We start from the raw sequence: 24,858 nt of genomic DNA on the forward strand, positions 1-24,858 counted from the left end.
GGTATCCAATTTTCTAACCATCTCTGAAAGCGGTTAACGCTAATTCCTTGGCTAAAAAAGATTTAAAAGACTTAATTTTTCCAGAGACTATATTACCAATATCTACTAATGTAAGCGGATAAGTGATTTATAATTTGGCTAAAAAGGAGATTGTGACATGGCTTTAATGGAATCAACAGTTAAACAAATGAACAAAAACACACAAAACATTCAACATAACGAGTACCATAAGCTCAGCCTTTCTGAACGGATTGGCTACGGTCTTGGGGACTTTGCCCAAAACCTAGTATTTGGTACAGTCGGAGGATTCCTAGCTCTCTATCTGACTACCGTTAATGCCATTGGTACGGCAGCAGCTGGATTCATCTTCTTGTTTGTCCGTATCGTCAACGTATTCTGGGATCCGATGGTTGGTACCTACGTCGATAAACATACATTCAAGAACGGAAAATATCGTCCTTGGCTTCTGATTGCGGGTATTCCACTTATTATCTTATCAGCGATGCTCTTTGTTCCAATTCCAGCAATTCGTGGTTCAGTACCAATTGCCTTTATCACTTACTTCCTGCTTGACTTGGTTTATTCCGTCGTTAACATTCCTTACGGTTCGCTGAATGCTTCACTCACACGTGACCCTGAATCCGTAGATAAAATCACAACTACTCGTATGATGTTGGCTAACATTGCTAACCTTTTGGTTTACACACTGTTTCCAATGTTTGTCCAAATGGCAGCCCCTTTAGATCGTTCGGCCAAGGACACAGGTTTCTTTGGTCTCAAGCTTAACATGGGTACTTATACGGATGTTTCTGCAAGTCACGCTTGGTTTGGCGTTTACATGATTTACATGGTACTTGGTGCTGTGGCGCTGTTCTTCTGCTACCGTCTTACAAAAGAACGTGTTGTCGCAACTGCGGAACAATCTGCAGAAGTGAAAGCTACCGACCTGTTCGTTGAATTGAAGAACAACAAACCACTCGTTATTCTAGGTCTATTCTTTATGCTTGCTTTCACATTCATGTTCTTCATGAATACAGTGAATGGCTTCTTTAACCAATATACGGTCAATCACTCAGACTGGATGGGTGCAGTAGGTCTCATTGCCTCCATTCCTGGTATCGCTTTCCCACTCTTCTGGCCAAAATTGAGGAAAATCTTTGGTAAAAAGGGATTCTTCCATTTCTTCCTTGGTATGTTTGTTGTTGGTGAAATCCTTACTTGGGTATGGTCGTTAGATGGCATGCATGATTCACTCCTACTTGCCTATGTTTCAACCTTCATCAAACAATGGGGTCTTACTTCAGCAACTGGTTTCATGTGGGCACTCGTTCCTGAAGTTGTCTCTTATGGCGAAATGAAGTCTGGCAAACGTAACGCTGCTATCATCAACGCAATCATGGGTCTCTTCTTTAAGATTGGCTTCACTCTTGGTGGTGCCGTTCCGCTCTGGTTCCTTGCGGCTTACGGTTTTGATGGAAATGCGGCGAAGCAAACGGCAAGTGCGCTTTCCGGGATCAATATAACAGCTATCTGGATTCCAGCAGCACTTGCTATTGTTTCGATGATTGTTATGGCTCTTTACCCGCTTTCAGATAAAGACGTGGAAGATATCAATAAGCAACTCGATGCTTCTCGTGCCAAAGCAAAAACTATCAGAACTGTGAGTCACAAATAGATACTATTAAAAATACAAACCCACTCAAATGAAAAAGAGTGGGTTTGTTGTGTTTACCGACCCTTATAGCGAGAATCCCTCCGCATTAAAACTATCCTTTCAAGACCCATTTGCTTTTACCAAATCAAAGTTTGCAGAACCATGATCCTCTATTTATTTTACCTTGGCAACTAAACTCAAATCCTTTGTAATATTTCATCTAGCAGCACTTCTTCTATTCTAATATTTTCCAGACTTTTAGACTATGAGAATTCCAAAGAATATGATTCGAACTTCCCATTGATAAAAAGATTCAGAATTATTAAAATGATATAGTACTTTACTTAGTTTATACATTATACAAACCAAGTAAAATGAAAGCGTTTTTGTCGGAGGTGATAGTTTACATCATTCATATTTAAAACCTAAATTATTTTACAAATAAAAATTTTATGGAGGTGTTTGGCGTGCGTAAGATAGCCAAAATAGGTGTTTCAATTCTTTCAGCAGCTGCTTTACTTGTCCCTACAAATGCATTTGCATCAGATTTAACCACAGTACAAAAAACATCCTGGGGAATCGGAAACAATCCGCAAGGAGCTTATCAAACCGGAGTGTATCCTAATTTGCTTGCCCAAGCAGGATATACACAAAAAGAAATTGACGCAAGAATTAATGCCGCTTGGGAACAGTTGTTCAATGGCAATCCTGGATCAGAACCCAATCGCTATGATGGTCAAGCTATATACTACCAACTTACTCCTGACATGGCGTATGTGGAGGATATCGGAAACCAAGATGTCCGTACCGAGGGAATGGGCTATGCCATGATGATTGCATTACAGCTCAATCATCAAAAAGAATTTAACGCCTTATGGAACTATGCGAAAACATACATGCAAATTAAAAGTGGACCGACAAAAGACTTTTTTGCCTGGCACACGAAACCAGATGGTACCATCCTCAGTAAGGGTATTGCCCCCGATGGTGACCAATGGATTGCTGCGGCACTAGCTTTTGCTTCAAGTCGTTGGGGAAATGGAGAAGGGATATACAATTACAAAAAGGAAGCAAAACAAATTTTGCATGCAATGTGGCATAATTCCGACACCGATGGAGTGGATATGTTCGACAGAAAAACATACTTGTCTACATTCTCACCGCCAGGTGCAATCGGATTTACAGATCCATCATACAGTTTGCCGGCATTCTATAGGATCTTTGCTTCAGTAAATCCGAATGACAAAGATCTCTGGGAGAAAGCCTATTTAGCAGGTGAAAAACTCCTAGAAAATGCGGCAGACCCGAGGACGGGGTTGGCTCCATGCTACTCTAATTTCGACGGAACACCTTTTAAGGCGCCTTGGGAAGGGCCAGGCCCCGATGGATATAGTGACAACTTTAACGAAGACGCTTGGCGCGCCATTGCAAATGCAAATGTTGACGCAGCGTGGTTTGGAGTAAAGCCTTGGCAGACTAAATATTCCAACACACTACAAAACTTTTTTGAGAGCCAAGGAATGGACACCTATAATAGCCGGTACCATCTCGATGGGACCCCTATAAATACAAATTTGGTCTGGTATGAACCACAGGTACACTCACCGGGTCTCGTGTCAATGAATGCAACGTCTGCCATCTCAGCAACGAATCCCAATAAGATGGAATTCGTTCATCAGCTCTGGGAAACTGATATTCCATCCGGTACCGCACGCTATTATGATGGACTTTTGTACATGCTGGGAATGTTATACGATAGTGGCAAATTCCAAATTTGGTGGTCCCCAGTTGATCACCGGGATTCATCCAACTAGTTATTTATTTTCAACAATCAAAAATAATCTTTTAAAGAAAAAATCGTGTGGAATGTTTTTCATTCCACACGATTTTTTACTATATACTTCCCCTCTTTTACCTTAATCTATTTCTATGCTCTATTTTGGCTGACATAAAAAATGATTTTAAAAACAAAAATACTCACTTTTTGGGGATACCAAAAAGTGAGTTCCGCATGTTGATTTCGTGACCACCATGATAAATAATGGCTGTCATAGTAACGAAAATCAGCATCTTAATTTATTAGGGCTTGGTAACATGCATCAATCACACGCATATTTCCTATCATACTTTCTCCGGTATACATAATAGGCGAATCTTCCAATATGGCATTGGAAAAATGCTCGATTTCCGTCAAATATAAATATCCATGAATTCTTTCAATTGTTTCAACTGAATCGTTTTGAACAATAATGATACCTTCGCCGCCATTAATATCCGGACGGAAAGCTCTCGGGACACTGATTCTACCTTTTGTTCCGATAATTTCATATTCATTTCTAAAAGCCATGTCAAAGCTGCAATCAAAAATCGCTTTAACCCCATTTTCAAGCTTTAATACACACAACGCTGACAGATCAACCCCAGTTTCAGAATCCATTTCTCCATGGACTTCGACTGCTTCTGGTTCTGAATCTAAAATAAAACGAATCGCGTGAATACAGTAGCTTCCAATATCATATAGGCTTCCTCCGCCCTTTTCCTTATCCATTCGAATATTTCCGTCTTTTTGTTCCAGAAGAAAGGAAAAGGATGATCTCATGAGTTTAACTTCTCCGATTTTCCCCGAAGCAATAATTTCCTTAACCCGTTGATGCTGTGGATGAAACTGATACATAAACGCTTCCATGAATTTAACATTGTTTTCACGGCAAACATTGACCATTTCGGTTGCATCTTCAGCATTTAAAGCTGCCGGTTTTTCACAAAGAACATGTTTTCCTTTCTTTGCTGCTTCAATTACCCAATGTTTATGTAAGTGATTGGGAAGAGGGATATAAACAGCATCAATTTCTGGGTCGTTTAACAGTTCCTCATAGCTATTGTATAATTTGGGAATACCGAATTCTAATGCTGTTTCACTTCCGCGGCCGCTGGAACTTGAGATTGCTGCCACTTCAGCATTTTCAGCTTGAATAATAGCTGGAATTACCTGCGTTCTGGCAATTTCAGCCGTACTTAAAATCCCCCAACGAACTTTTCGCATGTCCACCCCTCCTAAAAATATTGTTAAAAAATGAATTATCTTTTTTGGTTGGATACATCCATCCATACTGCAAAAATTAAGATAAGCCCTTTCACAATATATTGCCAAAACGCCTCGATGTTCATCATACTCATACCATTATCAATACTTGTCATGATTAGCGCACCAATAATGGCACCAACGATTTTTCCTTTACCACCCATCAAGCTTGTACCACCAATAACACAAGCTGCAATGGCATCTAATTCATATGATGTTCCTGCACTAACAGTTGCTGCATTCAATCGGCTTGTTAGTAATACTCCTGCTACACCAGCCAAAGCTCCCATTAAAATAAAGACATATAAAAGATTTCGTTTTATATTTATTCCTGATAGTGCGGCAGCTTCCACATTACCCCCAATTGCATATGTGAATCTACCAAATGATGTCTTATGGGATACAAATAGAAATATTCCAGCTAAGATAACAACAATTAACATTGGTACAGGAATTCCAAGGTAGCGGTTAAGCATATAAGTGACGAATAAAATACAAACGGAATAAACCGTGATTTTTCCATAATCAAGAAAGGCAGGAGAAAGATTTAAACCTAAGGATTGCCGCTTTGCTCTTGAGCGTATTTTTGAAATGAACAAAAGAACAACTCCAATGATGGCTAAGATATAACCAACAACATATGGAATAAAACTGTTCCCAATTTGACCAAAACTGCTGCTTAATGGTGCAATTGTTTGTCCTTTACTGATTCCAATCAAGATCCCCCGGAAAATCAACATGCCACCCAGTGTAACAATAAACGCAGGTACATTACGAAAAGCAACCCACCAGCCCTGCCATAATCCGATGACAGCACCCACAATAATTGCTGCTAGAACAGCAGTTACTGTATTAGAACCGTGCCATACTTGTAACATTGCTGCAATACCACCGGTTAAACCTACGATTGAACCAACGGACAAATCAATATGACCGGCAACTATAACCAATGTCATTCCAACGGCCAGAACAGACATAACAGCCATTTGGGTAAATAAGTTTGAAAGATTTCGTGATGATAAGAATTCACCACTGGTAAAAGCTCCAAAGATTATCGCTATCACAACAAGCGCAATGATTAATGTGTAGGATTGAATATCAAATTTCATTTTAATTCCAGCTGCTTTTTTTACTTGTGGTTGATTATTTACAGATACTTGACTGTTCACAGCTTTATCCCTCCAGTAGCACGAGCCATTATTTTTTCTTGTGTAGCTTCATCACGGCTGAATTCTCCCGTGATTTCTCCCTCAGACATGACAAGAATTCGATCAGACATTCCAAGTACTTCCGGCAATTCAGAAGAAATGATGACAATACCTACTCCTTGCTCGGCAAGTTCATTGATAATTTTGTAGATTTCGTATTTGGCGCCAACATCAATTCCTCTAGTTGGTTCATCCAGAATAAGAATTTTAGGATCATTTAGAATCCACTTACTTAAAACTACTTTTTGCTGGTTTCCTCCACTTAATTGACTTACTTTTGCCTCAAGATTTGGTGCTTTCAGCTTCATTTTTCTAGTAATTTCATCTGCTTTCTTAACCTCGAGTGCGCTATCAATAACATTAAGTTTTATAACTTTATTAAGAGCGACTAATGTAGAGTTCTTCGCTATATCCATTCCCAGAACAAGTCCATATCTTTTTCGATCCTCTGAAACATAGGCTAAACCAGCTTGAATCGCATCGGCAGGTTTTTGGATATTGGTTTCTTTCCCATTGATCACTACCCGGCCCTGCTTTTTACCTGGAAGACCTCCAAATAAACTTGTAAATAACTCCGTCCTTCCGGCACCCATCAATCCTGAAAAACCAAGTATTTCACCTTTTTTCAATTTAAATGAAGCATTATTTATTATCGTTCTGTTTGTATGTTTATCAAAAACTGAATAATTGTCCACCTCTAACACTGTTTCGCCAATCATGCGCGGCTCATAAGGAAACAATTCAGTGAGTTCTCTTCCAACCATTTTCGCGATAATTTTATCTTCATTCATCTCTGAAATTGGGTATGTACCGATTGTCTGACCATCGCGAAGGATTGTTACACTATCTGCTAAAGCCATCACTTCCCCAAGCTTATGTGAGATATAAATACATGTAACACCTTTAGATCTTAAGTCCATCAAGATTCCTTTTAATATTTCAACATCGCTTTCTGTCAGCGCCGCAGTCGGCTCATCCAAGATCAAAATATCAGTATTGTGAGTTAATGCTTTAGTAATCTCGATTAATTGCTGTTTTCCAACCGTTAATTGATTTACCTTGGTTTCAGGATCGATATCCAAACCAATATATTGGAGCCATTTTTGGGCTTCGGTATTAATCTTGTTCCAATCAATTACTTTTCTTCTCATTAAGTCATGACCAAGGAAAATATTTTCCGCTACAGACATTTCTCCTACCAGTGCCAATTCCTGATAAATAATGGAAACACCGGCCGATTGTGATTCTTTAATCGATTTAAATGAAACTTCTTTTCCACTTATCAAAATCTTGCCGCTATATGTTCCGTTGGGATATACACCGCTTAATATTTTCATTAATGTTGATTTCCCAGCGCCATTTTCACCACATAAAGCATGGATCTCTCCTTTACCCACTGAAAATGTTACATTGTCTAACGCTTTAACACCTGGAAACTCTTTCGTAATGCCTTGCATTTGGAGCGCAAAAGCTTCCATACCAAGTAACCTCCTAAGAAAAGCACAAACGCCTTTTTCAAAACCTCTTTTCAAAAACCTGTGTCAACTGATTAAAAAGAGAAAGACGCTCTCAGCTAGATAGTTTCTTCAAAACTTTAAATCTATTATTCTTTAATAAGAAGAAGGGGGTTATAGCTCCCCCTATCTTCTTTTTTCACAGGATTATTTTTTTTCCGGACGCTCATTTTCTGGAACGTTTTTGTAAACATCCTCATAAGGATGGAAATCATCTTTAATAATTGTGTCCATGACGTTATCTTTATTGACCATAATTGGATCAAGCTTGATAAATGGAACATCAACTTTCCCATTATTTACTGTACTGTCTGTACTAACTTTTTCACCCTTAGCAAGTTGAACAGCAACATCAGCACTCTCTGTTGCGATGGTTTTGATTGGCTTGTAAACAGTCATTGTTTGTTTGCCTTCTACAATACGTTGTACTGCCGCTAAGTCGGCATCTTGTCCTGAAATAGCAACTTTTCCGTCTAAATGTTGAGCTGCTAAAGCCTGGATTGAACCGCCGGCTGTGCTGTCATTTGAAGCGACAATTGCATCAATTTTATTGTTGTTTGCAGTTAAACCATTTTCAATGATTTTCATTGCTTCATTGGCATCCCAATCTTTTGCCCATTGGTCGCCGATCACTTTAATATCACCTTTATCAACAAGTGGCTTAATGATGTTCATTTGACCGTCTCTGAACATTTTTGCGTTGTTATCTGTTGGAGATCCTCCAAGTAGGAAGTAGTTGCCTTTAGGTACTTGTTTAACTAACGCTTCAGCTTGCATTTCCCCTACGCGAACATTATCGAAGGAAACATATGCATCAACATCAGCGTTATTGATTAAACGGTCATATGCTAAAACAGGAATACCTTCTTTTTTAGCTTGGTCAACAACTGGAGATAACGAATCCGAGTTGATTGCAATGATAACAAGAGCATCAATGCCTTGTGAAAGCATATTTTGAATTTGCGATAATTGTTTCGCCTCATCACCGTTTGCGGATTGTACTACAACATCTGCACCAAGTTTGTTTGCCTCATCAACAAAGATATCTCTGTCATGCTGCCATCTTTCCAGCGTTAAGTCTGAAACAGATAAACCAATTTTAATTTTACTGCTTTTGTTCCCATCCTTGTTGCCGCTTACATTTTTGCTGCCAAGATCCTGACCACCGCAAGCAGCCAGCATTCCAACTAGCAATACTACCAATAAGCTAGTGATAATACCTTTCAACTTTTTCATTTTGTTACCTCCTTAGTTAACTTTTGTTATTTACAAAAATAATATATCATTACTCCGTTAGTTTGTCCATTGTATAAACTAAGTATTTAAAATTTTTTTATTTCTTCTTTCCTTCCTTTCTTGTCTTCTATTAATTCAGCTCATTGCTCTTTTGCCGCCTTCTCCACCATATTTAATAAATCATCCATTGTCTTTGCCAACTTACCATTGACGAAAATGGTAGGAGTACCGTTTACATTTAGGGTTTTTACAAGATCCATATCCTTTTGCCAAGCAGCATCCGCTTTTTTCGCTGCAAAATATTGAACAACCTTATTTACATCCCCATCACTGACAATTTCTTTTAATGTCTCCGTAAGAAATTTTTCATCATATATTTCCACTTTTTCATATTTGCTGTCCTCAGGTTGTTTTTGATAAAGAAGATCATGAAATTTCCAAAACGTCTTATTTCCCAGTACAGCATAAACGGATTCCGCAAATTTTGCCGCTCGAGTCGAATCAGGATAAATAAAGGAATAATTGATAAAGTATAATTTCGCTTCGCCCTTGTCTACTTTTTGTTTAATGATCGGTACTACCTTTTCATTAAACATTTTACAGTAGGGACATTTATAATCTCCAAACTCAATAATCGAAACAGGCGCAGAACTTTTGCCTATGTAAGGCTGATTTGTATAATCAATCTGTGCTGAACTTCTTCCTTTGTTGGCCTCAACTTTTGGACTTGTTGGATTTTGACTTTTATGAGGAGCTAAAAAAATAAAGCCCATCATGATGACTGCCGCTAAACCGACGATCCAAAATAAAACCTTCGCAGAAGTATTGTTAGAACCTTGTTTTGGATTAGCCATTTTTGGAACACCTCAACTGCCTGGGTTTCTATTCTATTAATTTACACTTAAATGAATCAGCTATTGGAAGATAATCTGCCAATAGCTGATCAATCGACGTAATACTAGTCTACCTGCGCATTAATAGTTTTTAAGATATGAGAATACTGCATTTATAGGACTAGCTGCATTTGATGATCCGTTGGCAGCGATTAAGCCGATCTTTGGATTGGCCAAAGATAATGGTGCAGTATTCAACAATCTAAAAGTAGTACCATCAGTAGAGTAATAAGCAGTATATTGGTTGCCTGTCTTAACAACACGTAAATAAATATTTGTTGCATTTAGATTTGTTGTTTTAAACAACATCTGGCCTCCATCGATAGACCTGATTAGATTGAGAGATGTCTGGCCTGTATATGATGTTCCGTAGGTTACCTTGAGATAATTATTCTGATCATCATATACTCCAAGTCCAACCTCTTGTGTGCCTGTAGGTTTGGCTGATAGTTTGATATTCGTCTCATACTGCCAATCACCTCCAGCCTGCTGATGGAACATATTTTTAATCGATCCATCTGCAATATTGCCTGCCTGTGTAGTGACCTGCAATCCGTCAGTGGTCAAGCGGTAATTATTATTATCTTCATTTAGGATCGACCACTGGTTTCCTAGTGCACCGGACTTAAAATCAGCAGAAATCGGTGCCCGTCCGAAGCCGATTTTATAGGTTTGTGAATAATCACCCTCCTGAGTAACGATTGTAGCCGTACCCGAAAGGGAGGTTGCCTGAGTTACTTTTACTTTCACATCCGGATCATGACTGATTGCTGAAATTTGCGGAACAGCATTCGTTCCATCCGGTACTTTTACTGAGTAATTGTAATTATTACCGGAAAATCCAGTTAACGGTTTACCATCCACATTGATTCCATCTAACTCTCCTTGCTTAACATACACAACAAATTGAGTGGACTTTTTAACGCCATGATAGCTTGCAGTAGCAGTAATGGTAGCTGCACCGCCATTAACAGTTCTAATTACCCCATTACCATCAACGGAAACGACATCAGGACGGTTACTGCTGTATTTTACTGTCAATCCATTAGGTAATGACTTGCTGTTATTCTTGTAAATATATCCATATAGACTATCATCGTTCATAGCTACAGTAACTTGAGGAATGACTACTTTGCCTTTTTCATACATTACACGGCTAGGAATATCAGCCTCTTTGTCACCTTCCTGAATAGGCTTTGCGGTAACAACACTGAGTTCAGGCTTCAAGTCGCCATGTACTTTTACGAACTCTTGCTGTTGAATATCTGCATCAGCACTTGATGTACTAATCTGAATACCATACCGGCCCTGGTCAATGACATATTTATTCTGAGCTTCATCAAAGAAAGCAAGATTAGGAACTTTAACAGTCATGGCAACCGTCTTTGTTTCTCCAGGATTCAATGAAACCTTCTGGAATCCTTCAAGACGCTTGTTTGGACGTTGTAATTCCGCTTTTGCGTCAGGGGTGTTCACATAAAGCTGAACAACCTCATCACCTTTTGTCTTGCCAGTATTCGTAACATCAACTTTTACATCAAATGTGTCGTTAGCCTGAAGATTTTTCTTGCTAATATCAAGATTTGAATACTTAAAGGTTGAATAGCTGAGACCATGTCCAAATGGATAGGAAGTCGGACCGTTAAAATACATATATGTCCGGCCAGGATTATCTCCTGTTGGTCTTAATGTATAATCAGTTATTGCTGGAAGTTGTGAACTGCTTTGATACCAAGTGAATGGTAAATGTCCACTAGGGTTATGTTTGCCTAAAAGAACATCCGCCAGACCTTCACCTTTGCGCTCGCCATTATAAGAGCTCCAAATCATGGCAGAAAGATCCTTTTCAAATGAATTAATTTCTACTTGACCAATTGTTTCCATAACCGCAATTGTATTTGGATTCGCTTTAGCAACTTGATCAATTAACGAAGCCTGTGCTCCAGGAAGATTAAGGTCGTGACGATCCCCAGCCTCGTCAGCAGTAGTGTTGTCAGTTCCACCATATACAATAACAACATCAGCATTTTTTGCAGCCTCTACAGCGGCTGGATCTACATTTTTAAGGTCTTTTGCGGTAGTCCCTTGATCAGTAAAGCCCTTGTAGTAAGTGACTTCAGCATTAGGGTTAGCAGCTGTTATAGCATTTTTGATACCATTATAAGCATTTACCATTTTGGCGGTACCTGCACTGCCCTGATCACTTGAATACCCGCCAAGATACATTTTGTCAGGATTAGCAAAATAACCTACTACAGCAACCTTGAAACTGCCGGAAGCTGGAACTTTAAGAGGAAGAAGCTTTCCTTTACTTCCGTCTTTCTGTGTGGTTTCACTATTTTTCAACAGAACTAATGAGTTACCAGCTACTTTACGGGCCATGTCTAATCTTTCTTTAGTCTTCGTAATGGCGTTATTGTCATTACTGTTCGTCCATGTACCTTCTGGAACACGTTCACGTGCTTCTTTAACCCATGGAACACTATTTGGATCATCAAATTCTCCAAGCTGCATACGAGCAGTAAAGAGACGGATTAAGGCTGTATCAACATCGTTTTCTGAGAATGTGCCAGTCGGAGTGACAATTTTCTGTGAAATAGCAGCTGGTACAGTGTTACCAAAGCTGTAGCCATCACTGTAGCCTGCGTTACAGTTGAGATCTTCACCAGCTCCTATCGAGAAAGCTGTTCTTTCTATCTGATTTACAGGACGCGTCCATCCTGGCGGAGTCCAGTTATGGCCGGTAGGATTTGAAACTTCATAAACGGCGTCACAGTCAGAAACCTCATAGCCAGAGAATCCAAACGTTTGACGAAGGAGCGTATCCATTGTGTGAACATTGGCTGATCCAGGTACACCGTTAATGCTATTATAAGATGTCATGACTGAACTAACATTGGATTTCTCCACAACCCCTTTAAAAGGTGCAGAAAAGTACTCTCTTAATGAACGTTCATCTACATTTGATGAACCGTTCAAACGGTTAACTTCACTGTTATTAGCTACATAATGCTTTATTGTGGTTACCGTTTTGAGATAGCCGTCGCCCTCAGGCAGCAACTTTCCATCCATGTCCTTACCTTCCATACCATTAACAAACTGAGAAGCGATTTGTGTTGTTAAGAATGGATCTTCACCATAAGATTCATCATTTCTTCCCCAGCGCGGGTCACGAGCTAGATTGATAGTTGGTGACCAGTAATCGAGCATAAGAGTGTTTTCTGGCGCTACTTCACGGGCCTCATCAGAAATCATTGTAGCTTCCTTATACATTAGCTGCGGATCCCATGTAGAACCCAGGGCAAGGTCCATAGGATAGGATGTTGTGTTATTCAATACCGTGGCGTTACCGGTTGGATTGTATTGAGTACGGGCTACACCATGAAGTGCCTCATTCCACCATCCATAGGCTTTAACACCAAGTCTTGGTATAGCAGGTGCTGAGCTGCTATTCATCTGGGAAGCCTTCTCTTCCAGCGTCATGCGGGAAACTAAATCCGCAGCTCTCTCATGGAAAGAGTAAGATTTGTCCAGATAAATCGGCTGTTTTGATACAACCTTAGAAGCCTGAACTGAAAAATTCTGTTTTGTACCTGCTGATCCATCATTAGCTGCCTGAACTGGTAAACTACTAAATAAGCTTAGACCAAGGCCGGCAGTGAGTAGCAAGGATAAGGTTTTTTTTCGCTTACGCATTTTTTTTAGCTTACTCATACACTAATTCTCCTTTTAAAAAATATATCAACCTGGTTAACGGAGTATCCTCCAATTGACCGGGAGATTCCTAATGCAGGTCTTTCACTTTGACTTCTTGATTCTTTGTCATGTTCCAGCTATCAATACCATCAAGTTGGATACATCTTCATAGCCTCCAGTCCAAGTAATCCTGTGGAATAGTAGAAAAGATTATTGAAGACGTTTACAAAAATATCAAATTTAAAATTGTTGCCTACTAAGGCTACTCGATAATTAACTAAAAACTTAGTATATTTATTAAATAAACTAAGTTCAAAAATAGAAAAGAAAGACCAATTCTAAGTTTTTCATCTGAATTACGGAACTATCAACGCTTTCATTTAAACTCGAAGCAAGATGTTCACATGCACAGGTAATGCTAATACTACTAATAAAAGTTTAGTAATCCCTTGCATTTTTCACATTTTAACAGACCTTCTAAATATTCAGAATTTATATTTTTATATTATCACCCGAAAGTTAGTATGTCCACTGCATAAACAAAGTTTAGGAAAAAATACCTAATAATTACAGGTTTAGGTAAAAGAGCTAACCCACATAAGTGAGGTAGCCCTTCTCATCCTTAACCTTTTACAAAGCCTGTTGCAATCTTTTCGACAATTCGATTTCCACTACTTGTGGATTCATATTGGAATCTCCCATTTTTTATTCCTTTTCAACCCCAAACTTATATACTGTCGCCTTGGAATACAGTTTATCCTTATCCAAAATCACTGATGGAAAATGAGAATGATGAATCGCATCAGGCAATGCCTGTGTCTCTAGACAGATTCCTAGATATTTAGTGGATTGAACGCCCCGGAATTCCCCTTCTGAATGTAAAGAATTTCCCGAGTATACCACAACCCCGGCCTCATTTGTTTCAATTGTTAGCGTCCGCCCGCTTTCGGGGTCCTTTAAAACAATTTCCGAATCATGATGTGTATGTAAAAGAAACGGGTGATCGTACCCTTCGCCTACCAGTATGTTTTGTGGATGGCATGATCTTGTTCCGGTGCTTATGACCCTTTCATTTCGAAAATCAAATGGTGTGTTTTCAACTTCAATAAAATTGCCAGTTGGCATGAATTCATCATCTAGTTCAAGAAATTTATCGCTTTTTATTGTTAATGTGTGGTGCAAGATATCTCTCTTAAGATTGCCACTTAGATTAAAATAAGAATGATTCGTTAATGTGACCAATGTTTTCTTATCTGTCCTTGCATTATAATGCACCGATAATTCATTCTTATTGTTAAGAATATAAGTGACTTCAATCGTAAGATTCCCTGGATAACCTTCTTCTCCATCGGAACTCGTATACGAAAATCGAACCCCGCTTTCGATTATTTCTGCATTCCATACGACCTTGGAAAACCCTTTTATGCCTCCATGCAGATGATTGTTATTTTCATTTCTTGCAAGCGTATACGATTCTCCATCCAGTTCAAAAGAGCCGCCTTTAATTCTTCCGGCCACACGGCCAGCAATCGCTCCAAGAAAATTGGGATCATTTACATATTCATTGAGCGTATCATGCCCAAGTACGACATTTTCGAAATTTCCGTCTTTATCCGGAACAACAATTTTAGTGATTATACAGCCATAATTAATGGCTGTCACTTCAACACCATGATCGTTTTGAATCGTAAACGAAAAGATCGTCTGACTGCCGAGTTCACCTACGTACTCTTGTATGACATTCATTTTCATCTTCCTTCCGTCTCCATAATCTATTAATTTTTGTCCCTAGATTATAAAGAAGACTCGCCAAGAGGCGAGTTCATTGAGATTTAATAAGAAAACTAAAAAGTTAGCTGCGTTAAATGGAATCATTGCATTTTAAGTGCAAGGAGCTGAATCAATGGCTAAGGTACGAATGGTGTTAACTGCTTTCAACTGCTATTTTATCTATCGTTGGTTTCAATAGGATGGCCTTCCATTATCAAATACTAAAATCTATCTTAAGAAGAAATTTTGACCTGATTATGAACCAATATTTTTTTCTCCCAAGCCCTGCCTTTCCATCTGAAATACATAGTAATTCCTCTAAACCATTCGTCTACAATAAAGGCAATCCAAATTCCCGGCAATCCATAATCAAGGTGAATCCCTAAAAAATAGGCTAATGGCACACTTATTCCCCACATGGAGATAAAAGCCATTATGAGGGAAATGTTTGCATCACCAGTAGCACGTAACGCATTAATGACGACTAAATTAAATGTTCTGCCCGGCTCCAGGATGAGACAGAGCAATAACAATGTACTTCCCATTGAAACAATTTCTTCATCTTTCGTGAAAATACTTAATAATGGCTCTCTAAAAAAAGCTATTAATATAGCGATTCCTACCGTCATAAGTAAACTGTACTTCAAACTTTTCAATAATTGACGATAAGCACCATCAAAGTCTCTTGCCCCTGTCTTGTAGCCAATTAGAATTTGCGTCCCCTGGCCCACTGCAAGGCCGAACAATAGAATATAAGACATAATATTTTGTGCGTAAACACGAGTTGTTATTGAAGCAGCTCCGAGAATGGCAATGATGGCGGTTATAGCTAATTGGCTGGCATTATAGCATACCTGTTCCCCTGCAGCTGGAATACCAATTTTTAATATTTTTCTAATTTGCACAGTATCAATTGTTGTATAATCTTTCCATAGTAGTTTGATAGGAATTCGATCATACATTAATTTAATAATAATCACTAAGGCTATCGTTCTGCTAACGGCCGTTGAAATCGACACTCCCATCACACCCATCTCCGGGAATCCCAATAAACCGTATATTAAGATCCCATTTCCGGCTAAATGAATGACATTCATGAAGATGGAAACCATCATCGCATCCCGGGTGTATCCATTTGCTCTTAAAATGGAGGATATGGTGATTAACACTGCTTGAATAAATAATGTTCCTCCTACAATCAAAAGATACTGTTCCCCTAATACGGCAATTTGTTCCGGCAGGTGAAAAAGTAGTAAGAGTTCAGTTTTAAAAATGACCATTAATAAACTAATAAGCAAGCCAATTAAAAAGTTTAGGGTAATGGAAATGGCTGTCACAGTTCGGACATCCTGGTTTAAACCCGCACCTAAGTATTGCGAGAGAACAACAGCGGTACCCGACGAGACAAAATTAAAAATGAGAATACATAAAAAGATTAACTGATTTGCCACCCCCACAGCCGCGACAGCATCATCAGAAATATGCGACAGCATAATCGTATCGGTACTGCCCATAATTACTTGGAGAAATAATTCGACAAAAATGGGCCAAGTAATGGTTAGTAGACTGAATTGAGGAGAAACGTTATTTTTGGATTTATTCATCTGTAATCTTTCCTTACACTTCGTATAGAAATAAATGGAAACCACTAAGCAGCGGCTTCATTTTGCTCATTAGCCTTATTAAGAAATATTTACTTTCTAAATTCTCTTAATTGCTCATTAAGTTCTTTTGTTTGCGTATAAACCTGTTGGTAGATTTTAAACAGTTTCTTGTAGGCTTCCACGTTTTCCGGAATTGGTTCATAAGTTTTATCGGTTTGGATAAAGACTTCCGCACATTCTTGAAGGGATGGATACCAGCCGCAGCCGTATGCCGCCAACATCGCGGCACCCATACCAGGGCCTTGCTCGCTTGTAAGCCTTTCAATTTTTACATTGAATATATCTGCCTGCATTTGCAGCCATGTTTCGTTTTTCGCTCCTCCGCCAATCGAAATAATCGAATCGATGGTCTTGCCGCTGCTTCTAAAAATCTCAATGGATTCGTTTAAGGAGAAGGTAATTCCCTCGAGAACCGCGCGGGCAAAGTGCTTACGTTCATGGGCAGCATCAGCCCCAATAAAGCATCCCCGGATAGTAGAATCAGCATGCGGCGTTCTTTCCCCCACGATATACGGGGTAAATAATAATCCGTTGCTGCCTGCCGTTACTTCCTCCACACCAGCTAAAAAGTCATCAAACGCTTCTTCCTTCGCAAACGTGTCTTTAAACCAGCTTAAACTATAACCTGCAGCCAAGGTCACACCCATTGTATAGTATGTATTTTCTTCACTATGATTAAAGTAGTGAACCTTTCCTTCGAAATCGAGGTCATTTCTTTCTTCATATGAAAGTACGACGCCAGAGGTGCCGATACTGCATAAGGTTTTCCCTTCCGATAAAATCCCTGAACCAATCGCGCCGCAGGCATTGTCCGCACCGCCTGCAAATACTTTTACGGCTTCGGATAATCCCGTTTCTTGGGCAAATTCAGCCGATACAGAACCAACAAATGCATGAGATTCTACTAATGGCGGGCAGAATCCCCCTGAAAGATCAAAAGCTTCTAATACTTCATTGCTCCATTCCCGCTTTGCTACATTTAATAGTAAAGTTCCTGCTGCATCAGAGTACTCCATATGGATATTCCCGGTAATCCGATAGCGTAAATAATCCTTTGGCAGTAAAAAAACGCTCGCACGTTCAATAACCTCAGGTTCATTTTCTTTTACCCAGAGAATTTTCGGTAACGTAAAGCCTTCTAATGCAGGGTTTTTGGTTACCTCTAATAAACGTTCACGACCGACTACATCATAGATTTGCTGACATTGTTTTGTAGTTCTTGTGTCATTCCACAAAATCGCGTTTCTTAATACTTGATTGTTTTGATCTAATAATACCAAACCATGCATCTGCCCAGAGAAGCTGATGCCCTCGATATCATTAACATCTCCATCAAATTGCTGAATGAGTTCAGCTAAGCCTGCTGTGGTTTTTTCCACCCACTCTTCCGGATTTTGTTCACTATAACCAGACTTCTCTATGATAAGAGGATATGATTTGGATACTTCCTGACAAACTTCACCATTCTGGTTTACGAGTAAGATTTTTACTGCGCTCGTTCCGAGGTCAACACCAATTACGTATTTCATCCCTGATCACCCTTTTCTAAAAAAAGTGCTGGAGTAATAGGCCGCCAGCACTTTTTTTCATATTTTTAATTAAACTGTTACAGTTGAAAGTGTTTCTAATAAATATTGGTTAACGATTGCTTTAAGTCGTTCCGTTCTGCCTGATGTATTCTTAATTTCATTTAATTGAAGGGCATATGCTTCAAGCTCGCGGAAGTTGGTTCTTCCTTCTACGATATCCAAGCCAATGCCATTAGTATAGCTGCTGTAGCGTTCTTCAATGAAGCTATCTAAAGCTTTGTCTTCAATTAATTTATTGGCAACCTTTAAGCCGATGGCAAATGCATCCATACCAGCGATGTGTGCATGGAAAAGATCTTCTGCTTCAAATGATCCACGTCTTACTTTTGCATCGAAGTTCAAGCCGCCTTTTCCTAAACCGCCATTTTTTAGAATTTCATACATTGCTAATGTGTTAGTGTAAAGGTCAGTCGGGAACTCATCTGTATCCCATCCAAGCAATGTATCACCTTGGTTGGCATCGACTGAACCAAGCATTCCATTGATACGAGCTGTTCTTAACTCATGCTCAAATGTGTGGCCGGCCAAAGTTGCGTGGTTTGCTTCGATGTTGAACTTGAAATAATCTGTTAGGTCATATTTTTGCAAGAATGCCAAACCAGTTGCTACATCGAAATCATATTGATGTTTGGTAGGCTCTTTTGGTTTTGGCTCAATTAAGAACGGAACGTCCAAGCCGATTTCTTTCGCATAATCTACTGCCATATGGAAGAAGCGTGCTAAGTTGTCTTGCTCAAGCTTCATATCTGTATTTAGAAGTGTTTCATAACCCTCACGGCCGCCCCAGAATACATAGTTTTCAGCGCCAAGTTCTTTTGCGACTTCCAACGCTTTTTTCACTTTCGCTGCAGAGTACGCAAATACGTCAGCATTTGGAGAAGTTGCAGCACCATGAACATATCGTGGGTTTGTGAACATATTCGCCGTGTTCCAAAGTAATTTCGTCTTGCTTGTCTTCATGTATTCTTTGATCATGGCAACTATAACATCTTGGTTTTCATTAGTTTCCTTTAACGTGCTTCCTTCTGGAGCAATATCAACGTCATGGAATGCAAAGAAAGGAACATTTAATTTTTCAAAAAGTTCGAATGCTGCTTCGACACGAGCTTTTGCTAAATCTAGGCCTTGAAAACGGTCCCAAGGACGAATCGCAGTTCCTACTCCAAACGGATCTGTTCCGTCAGCTGTGAACGTGTGCCAGTATGCAATAGAAAAACGAAGAATATCTTCTACTTTTTTGCCATTGATTATTTCTTCAGGGTTATAATACTTAAATGCGAAAGGATTTTTTGATGAAGCCCCTTCAAATTGAATTTTATTAACTGTTTCAAAATACGCCATTCATGATTCCTCCTACTGGGTATATGGTTAAAATAACTATAAGTGTAAGAGCTTACAATAAGGGTATTGGAGTCTCTTAACCTTTGATAATCAAATAATAGCATGATAATCTTAGTTTGTCTACCCGATAAACTAAGATACTGAAAGTTTTTTGAAATGCTGACCGTTTTTTACGAACAACCTTTGCTCTGCCTTATGCCTGTAGTACAGACGTGAGTATGATTGGGGGCTTTTTCGCTTATTTAAGCCATAAAATCTTGCTTTACTCCACGAACATAGGACTTACGGATAAGGTTCGCAATAATCACCCCTAAATGTGTGATTGAGTATTATACCATGCTTAAGTACGTTTGTATAATCGATAAACAAAGATTTTTGTGTTAAAATTGATTTACAACGAAATAAGGAGTTTATTATAAAGTGGAAACCATTACATGGAATCATCAAACTGTAAAAAAAAATAACAAAGCCCTTGTATTACAAATGATTATTGAAAAAGAGCCGATATCAAGGGCAGATATTGCCCAAATAACAGGGTTGAATAAGGCAACAGTGTCCTCTTCAGTAAATGAGTTATTGGAAGAGGAACTTATTTACGAATCCGGAACCGGAGAATCCAGCGGTGGTCGTCGACCTGTTATCCTTCATTTCAACAAAGCGGTCGGATATGCAATTGGCATTGATATCGGTGTTAATTACGTTCTATGCGTGATGACGGATTTAAAAGGTACCATTTTGTTGGAGAAACATGAAAGCGTCAACCGAACCCCTTACCCTGCGATTATGAGCAAAATCCAAAATATGATTGGGTCGATATTGGATGAGATACCTAACAGCAGGTATGGACTAGTTGGGATTGGTGTAGCTGTGCCTGGTATCGTAAACAAAAATGGGACTGTCCTGCTAGCTCCAAACTTAGGCTGGACCAACATTGGATTAAAAAAGGACCTTGAGGACTTATACCATGTTCCCGTTATAATTGAAAATGAAGCGAATGCTGGGGCTATTGGTGAACAACAATTCGGTGCAGGTCAAGATTACCAGAACATCATTTATATAAGTGCTGGAATCGGAATCGGTGTTGGGATTATTTTAAACAAAGAATTATATCAAGGAAAAAATGGATTCTCCGGTGAAATGGGCCATATCATTATTGACATCAACGGAAAACCTTGCAGCTGTGGCAGCAGAGGCTGTTGGGAGGCATACGCCTCTGAACATGCACTGCTGGAGAATGCTGACTTTGAATCACTTGAGACATTGATTAATTTGGCTGAAGGTCGTAATGAAACTGCCAAGAGTCACTTTGAAAAAATCGGCCAGTACCTCGGTTATGGGATTAATAATATTATTAACACCTTTAACCCCGATCAGGTCATAATCGGAAATCGATTAGCGTTGGCAAAAGAATGGATTGAGTCGCCAATACGGACTACGATTGAAAGACATACTCTTGCGCTCCATCAAAATGGGTTGCACTTAGATTTTTCACGGCTTGGAAAATATTCGAGCGCATTAGGTGTTTCTGCTTTTGTTGTTGAGAACTTTATCAAAGCCCAGTAAAAAAGGGTCAGTCCCCCGCTGCGTTAAAGGCGGGGGACTGACCCTTTAGTGCAAATGGAGCGGAATTCATTTTCTGTCCATCCTACACATTTCATTAAATAAAGCTGAGCTTGCTTTCATTCCATGCTGGAGAACAGCATGGTTTTTTATTTCTTACTCCTTTCCCCTGTTAGTTAGGAAGACAAAATAACAAATCAATAATTTTAATTCACGAACCCTTTTGTCGAAAAACTGAAAGCCTCGTCTATTTTTGTCTCCTTTTATCTTGTTTTATCGAATCTATTCCATATCAGTTAATAAATGCTATAATTCATTTTAATTCTATTAGATATTAAATTTACTGAAAGTTTTACTAAAAGTTTACGAGGTGTAATCGGTAATGAGACTTGACCTGTGTGAAGCTGCTATTAAAGAGAAAAAAAACGAAATGATTAAATTAGGAATGACAAAAGGACTTCAAAATGAAGAAACCATCTATTGCAGCCAAGAACTAGACAAACTTCTTAACGATTATAATAGGATATTATCGGACAATAAACATTCTAAACCTATTAATCATCACGATGACTATTACTCTTTACTTAGAGAACACGTATTTAGGATTTTATTGCTGCCTTACAAATATTTTTTAATTTAATTGCAATAGTGGTATACCTCCACTTAAGTCCTTTTATAAACATTTCTAAAATGTGTTTAGGTTCGTAAATAATATAGAGAGAATGCACACATGGCATTCTCTTTTTTTGTCTATTTTTATCAAGGCTTTTTAGGTGGGTGAAATAGGGGTTCTGCAATTATCAAATGGGATATATGGGAATTTTTTTCTTTTTTTTTACCCTTATTGTTGTAATTAGCAATTGAACTGTAATGACTAACATTAAAATCAAAATTACAGCACTCATATAATATTGAATATTAGGTTTATATCCGTACATACCGAATAGAAAAAAAGATAAGATAAACAAAAAAGATAAAAACAGCTCAAAAATTAATGTAATGATAAAAAATAGGATATAAGGAATAACAATCTCTTTGTGAGAAACGTGTTTTAAAGTTAATCCCTCCCAACATAAGTCTGCTAGTTTATTTATTTTCCTCATTGGTACCACTCCTATTAATCCCAACTCAATCAGGGCGTCAATTAAATAGGACTAATTATTTCCTTATTGTCGGAAGAATAAACTATTATTTTTTTTATTGTATTTGCATTGGTTTAATATCAGTACCTCACTGGGTCCCTGTTCTTTGTTTCAGAAAACAAAATCCCAGAACAAAAAAAACCTCAGCCCGATTAGGCTGAGAGATGATTCAAATTAACCCACACGCTTCATACTTTCCTCGTTTAGCCCCTTCTCCTTCATCCGGCTAAAAATATTCGCTAGAACCGAACCAGATAAATTATGCCAAACGCTGAAAATTGCACTTGGTACTGCCGCTAATGGCGAGAAATGAGCGGTAGCGATAGCGACTCCCAAACCGGAGTTCTGCATGCCGACTTCCATTGCGACAGCCTTCTGTTTCGCCAGATCCATCCCGCATAAACGGGCAAAGAAGAAACCAATCAAGAATCCTAACAGGTTGTGAAGAATGACAACGCCAAAAATTAACAAACCGGTTTCCGCAATCTTCGCCGCGCTGCCCGCTACAACTGCAGATACAATTAACACAATCGCAATAACGGAAACAAGCGGCAATGCTTTTGCACCGGCTTGTGCCTGTTTTCCGAAGAACTTTTTAATAATAAAGCCAAGTGCCAACGGAACAATGACAACTTGTACAATTGATAAGAATAAAGATGCCACACTGACATCCACCCACTTACTTGCAAATAAAAGAATAAGTAATGGTGTGACAATAGGTGCGAGAATCGTAGAAACAGAGGCAATCGCAACCGCCAGCGCTACATTTCCTCTTGCTAAAAACACCATGACATTCGAAGCTGTTCCGCTTGGGCAGCATCCAACTAAAATGACCCCTACCGCAACTTCCTTCGGTAAATCAAGTCCAATTGCCAAGATAAACGCTAAGAGCGGCATGATGATAAAGTGACCAATGACCCCAAGTGCTACTTCCTTTGGTCTTCTAAACACTTCTTTAAAATCTGATAATTCCAGCGTCAGCCCCATGCCAAACATAACAATTCCTAATAATGGAACAATATATCCTCCTAACCACACAAAGTGAGCTGGAAAATTAAAAGCAACAACAGCAAAGATTAATACCCATACTGTAAAGGTCTTTCCGGCAAAGCTGCTGATTTTCTCGATGACTCCCATAATAGTATCCTCCTAAATTATTTCGTTTTACCAAATAATGAATATTTTAATATATTAGAATAAATATTTTAAAAAATCAATATTTTCTGCACAATAAAAATCCCACTAAAAAATGCAAGGGCTTACATGTTTAAAGAGAATTTTTAGTAGGTCTTTCCTCTATGCATTTTTTGAAAATTATCTATATAATTAAAATTATATTTTTTAAAGGAGCAGACAAATAATGACAAAAACACTTACTAGAGCACCGTTCAAAGCCGATCACGTCGGAAGCTTCCTTCGTCCCGAACGACTAAAACAGGCACGTCTTCAAAAAGAAAACGGAGAAATCAAAGCGGAACAGCTTCGTGCTATTGAAGATGAAGAGATTATTAGATTAGTAGAAAAACAGAAAGAAGTAGGTCTTTCCGCTGTAACTGATGGAGAATTCCGCCGTGCTTGGTGGCATTTCGACTTCCTAGCAGGACTAGAGGGCGTCGAGCTTTATGAAGCAGAGTCAGGTATTCAATTTAATGGTGTTCAAACAAGAGCACACGGAGTAAAAGTAACTGGTAAACTAGACTTCGGTCAGCATCCATTTATCGAAGACTACAAATTCTTGCACAGCATCAAAGGTGACCACGTTGCCAAATTCACGATTCCAAGCCCAAATATGCTTTTCTTTAGAGGAGTTATTGAGGAAGCAGCTTATCCAAACAAAGATGAGTTCTTTGATGATTTAATTAAAGCTTACCAAAAAGCGATTCAGGCTTTTTACGAGGCAGGCTGCCGTTATTTACAGCTAGATGATACTTCCTGGGCAGTGTTCTTCTCTGAGAAAGGCCGCCAGCAAATTGCCGATAAAGGCTATACCCCAGAAGAATTAATTAAAATATTCACTCGTGCCATCAATGAATCGATTGCCAACAAACCAGAAGATATGGTCATCACCATGCATATCTGCCGCGGAAACTTTAAATCAACTTACACAGCTAGTGGCGGTTATGACAACGCATCTGAATTTATCTTTGGCGAACTTAAGCTTGATGGCTTGTTCTTAGAATTTGATGATGAGCGCTCTGGTGGCTTTGCGCCGCTTCAACACGTCAATCGCAAAGATTTACAAATAGTTCTTGGACTGATCACTTCGAAATTTGGTGAGTTAGAAGACCCTGAGCAAATCAAAGCGCGGATTGCAGAAGCAGCAAAGTATGTAGACTTAGACCAACTCTGCATAAGTCCGCAATGCGGATTCTCTTCTACCGAAGAAGGAAATCTATTAACAGAAGAACAGCAATGGGATAAAGTTAGACATGTGATTTCGATTGCTAACGATGTGTGGAACTAAGAGAAAATGGAAACGTGGGGGACGGTTCTAGCACAAGAACCGCCC

17 protein-coding genes are annotated in these 24,858 nt (G+C 38.9%); 5 read left to right on the plus strand and 12 right to left on the minus strand.

The window, feature by feature from the left end:
• Positions 1-157: 157 nt before the first annotated feature.
• Positions 158-1,675: an MFS transporter gene (locus QNH17_RS27210; RefSeq protein WP_349632554.1), complete on the plus strand. Its 1,518-nt coding sequence runs from the start codon at positions 158-160 to the stop codon at positions 1,673-1,675.
• Positions 1,676-2,121: 446 nt separating this feature from the next.
• Positions 2,122-3,468: a family 8 glycosyl hydrolase gene (locus tag QNH17_RS27215; protein WP_283876446.1), complete on the plus strand. Its 1,347-nt coding sequence runs from the start codon at positions 2,122-2,124 to the stop codon at positions 3,466-3,468.
• Positions 3,469-3,725: 257 nt separating this feature from the next.
• Here QNH17_RS27215 and QNH17_RS27220 read toward each other — a convergent pair whose 3' ends face one another.
• The 10 genes from QNH17_RS27220 to xylA form a co-directional block, all read right to left on the minus strand.
• Positions 3,726-4,697: a Gfo/Idh/MocA family protein gene (locus tag QNH17_RS27220; RefSeq protein WP_283876448.1), complete on the minus strand. Its 972-nt coding sequence runs from the start codon at positions 4,695-4,697 to the stop codon at positions 3,726-3,728.
• 35 nt (positions 4,698-4,732) lie between these two features.
• On the minus strand, positions 4,733-5,905 hold the full coding sequence (locus QNH17_RS27225; RefSeq protein WP_481858553.1) for a sugar ABC transporter permease: 1,173 nt from the start codon (positions 5,903-5,905) through the stop codon (positions 4,733-4,735).
• The gene (locus tag QNH17_RS27230; protein ID WP_283876449.1) at positions 5,902-7,422 is read right to left on the minus strand and encodes a xylose ABC transporter ATP-binding protein; all 1,521 of its coding nucleotides are present in this window, start codon (positions 7,420-7,422) and stop codon (positions 5,902-5,904) included. The genes QNH17_RS27225 and QNH17_RS27230 overlap by 4 nt, the downstream gene beginning before the upstream one ends.
• Positions 7,423-7,605: 183 nt before the next feature.
• On the minus strand, positions 7,606-8,694 hold the full coding sequence (gene xylF, locus QNH17_RS27235) for a D-xylose ABC transporter substrate-binding protein (protein ID WP_283876450.1): 1,089 nt from the start codon (positions 8,692-8,694) through the stop codon (positions 7,606-7,608).
• A gap of 140 nt (positions 8,695-8,834) precedes the next feature.
• A complete protein-coding gene (locus QNH17_RS27240; protein ID WP_283876451.1) occupies positions 8,835-9,548 on the minus strand; it encodes a DsbA family protein in 714 nt (237 codons plus the stop codon).
• A 120-nt stretch (positions 9,549-9,668) separates the two neighbouring features.
• Entirely contained in the window at positions 9,669-13,301 is a 3,633-nt protein-coding gene (locus tag QNH17_RS27245) for a glycoside hydrolase family 3 C-terminal domain-containing protein (RefSeq protein WP_283876452.1), read from the minus strand.
• A gap of 687 nt (positions 13,302-13,988) precedes the next feature.
• Positions 13,989-15,029 carry an aldose epimerase family protein gene (locus QNH17_RS27250; protein WP_283876453.1) on the minus strand — a complete coding sequence of 347 codons (1,041 nt, stop codon included), beginning with the start codon at positions 15,027-15,029 and terminating at the stop codon, positions 13,989-13,991.
• A gap of 257 nt (positions 15,030-15,286) precedes the next feature.
• Complete coding sequence (locus QNH17_RS27255) at positions 15,287-16,657, minus strand: MATE family efflux transporter (RefSeq protein WP_283876455.1); 1,371 nt, start codon at positions 16,655-16,657, stop codon at positions 15,287-15,289.
• A gap of 89 nt (positions 16,658-16,746) precedes the next feature.
• Positions 16,747-18,246 (minus strand): xylulokinase, encoded by a 1,500-nt coding sequence (gene xylB, locus QNH17_RS27260; RefSeq protein WP_283876457.1) that lies wholly within the window; start codon positions 18,244-18,246, stop codon positions 16,747-16,749.
• 69 nt (positions 18,247-18,315) lie between these two features.
• Positions 18,316-19,647, minus strand: coding sequence for a xylose isomerase (xylA, locus tag QNH17_RS27265; protein ID WP_283876460.1), 1,332 nt, complete (start codon positions 19,645-19,647; stop codon positions 18,316-18,318).
• Between the two features lie 420 nt (positions 19,648-20,067).
• On the opposite strand from xylA, the gene QNH17_RS27270 reads away from it, so the two are divergent.
• Both QNH17_RS27270 and QNH17_RS27275 read left to right on the plus strand, forming a co-directional pair.
• Positions 20,068-21,210, plus strand: a complete 1,143-nt coding sequence (locus QNH17_RS27270) for an ROK family protein (protein WP_283876461.1) — start codon at positions 20,068-20,070, stop codon at positions 21,208-21,210.
• Between the two features lie 379 nt (positions 21,211-21,589).
• Positions 21,590-21,847, plus strand: a complete 258-nt coding sequence (locus QNH17_RS27275; RefSeq protein WP_283876462.1) for an aspartyl-phosphate phosphatase Spo0E family protein — start codon at positions 21,590-21,592, stop codon at positions 21,845-21,847.
• A 160-nt stretch (positions 21,848-22,007) separates the two neighbouring features.
• Here QNH17_RS27275 and QNH17_RS27280 read toward each other — a convergent pair whose 3' ends face one another.
• A complete protein-coding gene (locus QNH17_RS27280) occupies positions 22,008-22,310 on the minus strand; it encodes a hypothetical protein (protein WP_283876463.1) in 303 nt (100 codons plus the stop codon).
• A gap of 213 nt (positions 22,311-22,523) precedes the next feature.
• The gene (locus QNH17_RS27285; RefSeq protein ID WP_283876464.1) at positions 22,524-23,486 is read right to left on the minus strand and encodes a bile acid:sodium symporter family protein; all 963 of its coding nucleotides are present in this window, start codon (positions 23,484-23,486) and stop codon (positions 22,524-22,526) included.
• 223 nt (positions 23,487-23,709) lie between these two features.
• Here QNH17_RS27285 and QNH17_RS27290 point away from each other — a divergent pair, with 223 nt between their 5' ends.
• On the plus strand, positions 23,710-24,813 hold the full coding sequence (locus QNH17_RS27290; RefSeq protein ID WP_283876465.1) for a 5-methyltetrahydropteroyltriglutamate--homocysteine S-methyltransferase: 1,104 nt from the start codon (positions 23,710-23,712) through the stop codon (positions 24,811-24,813).
• The last annotated feature ends 45 nt before the right edge of the window (positions 24,814-24,858 follow it).

The organism is Neobacillus sp. SuZ13, assembly GCF_030123365.1.
Classification (GTDB): Bacteria; Bacillota; Bacilli; order Bacillales; family Cytobacillaceae; genus Neobacillus.

Excerpts from the sequence above, each read along its gene's own strand:
- QNH17_RS27210 (WP_349632554.1), top strand. The coding sequence starts at position 158 with ATGGCTTTAATGGAATCAACAGTTAAACAAATGAACAAAAACACACAA.
- QNH17_RS27220 (WP_283876448.1), bottom strand. The coding sequence starts at position 4,697 with ATGCGAAAAGTTCGTTGGGGGATTTTAAGTACGGCTGAAATTGCCAGA.
- QNH17_RS27230 (WP_283876449.1), bottom strand. The coding sequence starts at position 7,422 with ATGGAAGCTTTTGCGCTCCAAATGCAAGGCATTACGAAAGAGTTTCCA.
- xylF (WP_283876450.1), bottom strand. The coding sequence starts at position 8,694 with ATGAAAAAGTTGAAAGGTATTATCACTAGCTTATTGGTAGTATTGCTA.
- QNH17_RS27240 (WP_283876451.1), bottom strand. The coding sequence starts at position 9,548 with ATGGCTAATCCAAAACAAGGTTCTAACAATACTTCTGCGAAGGTTTTA.
- QNH17_RS27245 (WP_283876452.1), bottom strand. The coding sequence starts at position 13,301 with ATGAGTAAGCTAAAAAAAATGCGTAAGCGAAAAAAAACCTTATCCTTG.
- QNH17_RS27250 (WP_283876453.1), bottom strand. The coding sequence starts at position 15,029 with ATGAATGTCATACAAGAGTACGTAGGTGAACTCGGCAGTCAGACGATC.
- QNH17_RS27255 (WP_283876455.1), bottom strand. The coding sequence starts at position 16,657 with ATGAATAAATCCAAAAATAACGTTTCTCCTCAATTCAGTCTACTAACC.
- xylB (WP_283876457.1), bottom strand. The coding sequence starts at position 18,246 with ATGAAATACGTAATTGGTGTTGACCTCGGAACGAGCGCAGTAAAAATC.
- xylA (WP_283876460.1), bottom strand. The coding sequence starts at position 19,647 with ATGGCGTATTTTGAAACAGTTAATAAAATTCAATTTGAAGGGGCTTCA.
- QNH17_RS27275 (WP_283876462.1), top strand. The coding sequence starts at position 21,590 with ATGAGACTTGACCTGTGTGAAGCTGCTATTAAAGAGAAAAAAAACGAA.
- QNH17_RS27280 (WP_283876463.1), bottom strand. The coding sequence starts at position 22,310 with ATGAGGAAAATAAATAAACTAGCAGACTTATGTTGGGAGGGATTAACT.
- QNH17_RS27285 (WP_283876464.1), bottom strand. The coding sequence starts at position 23,486 with ATGGGAGTCATCGAGAAAATCAGCAGCTTTGCCGGAAAGACCTTTACA.
- QNH17_RS27290 (WP_283876465.1), top strand. The coding sequence starts at position 23,710 with ATGACAAAAACACTTACTAGAGCACCGTTCAAAGCCGATCACGTCGGA.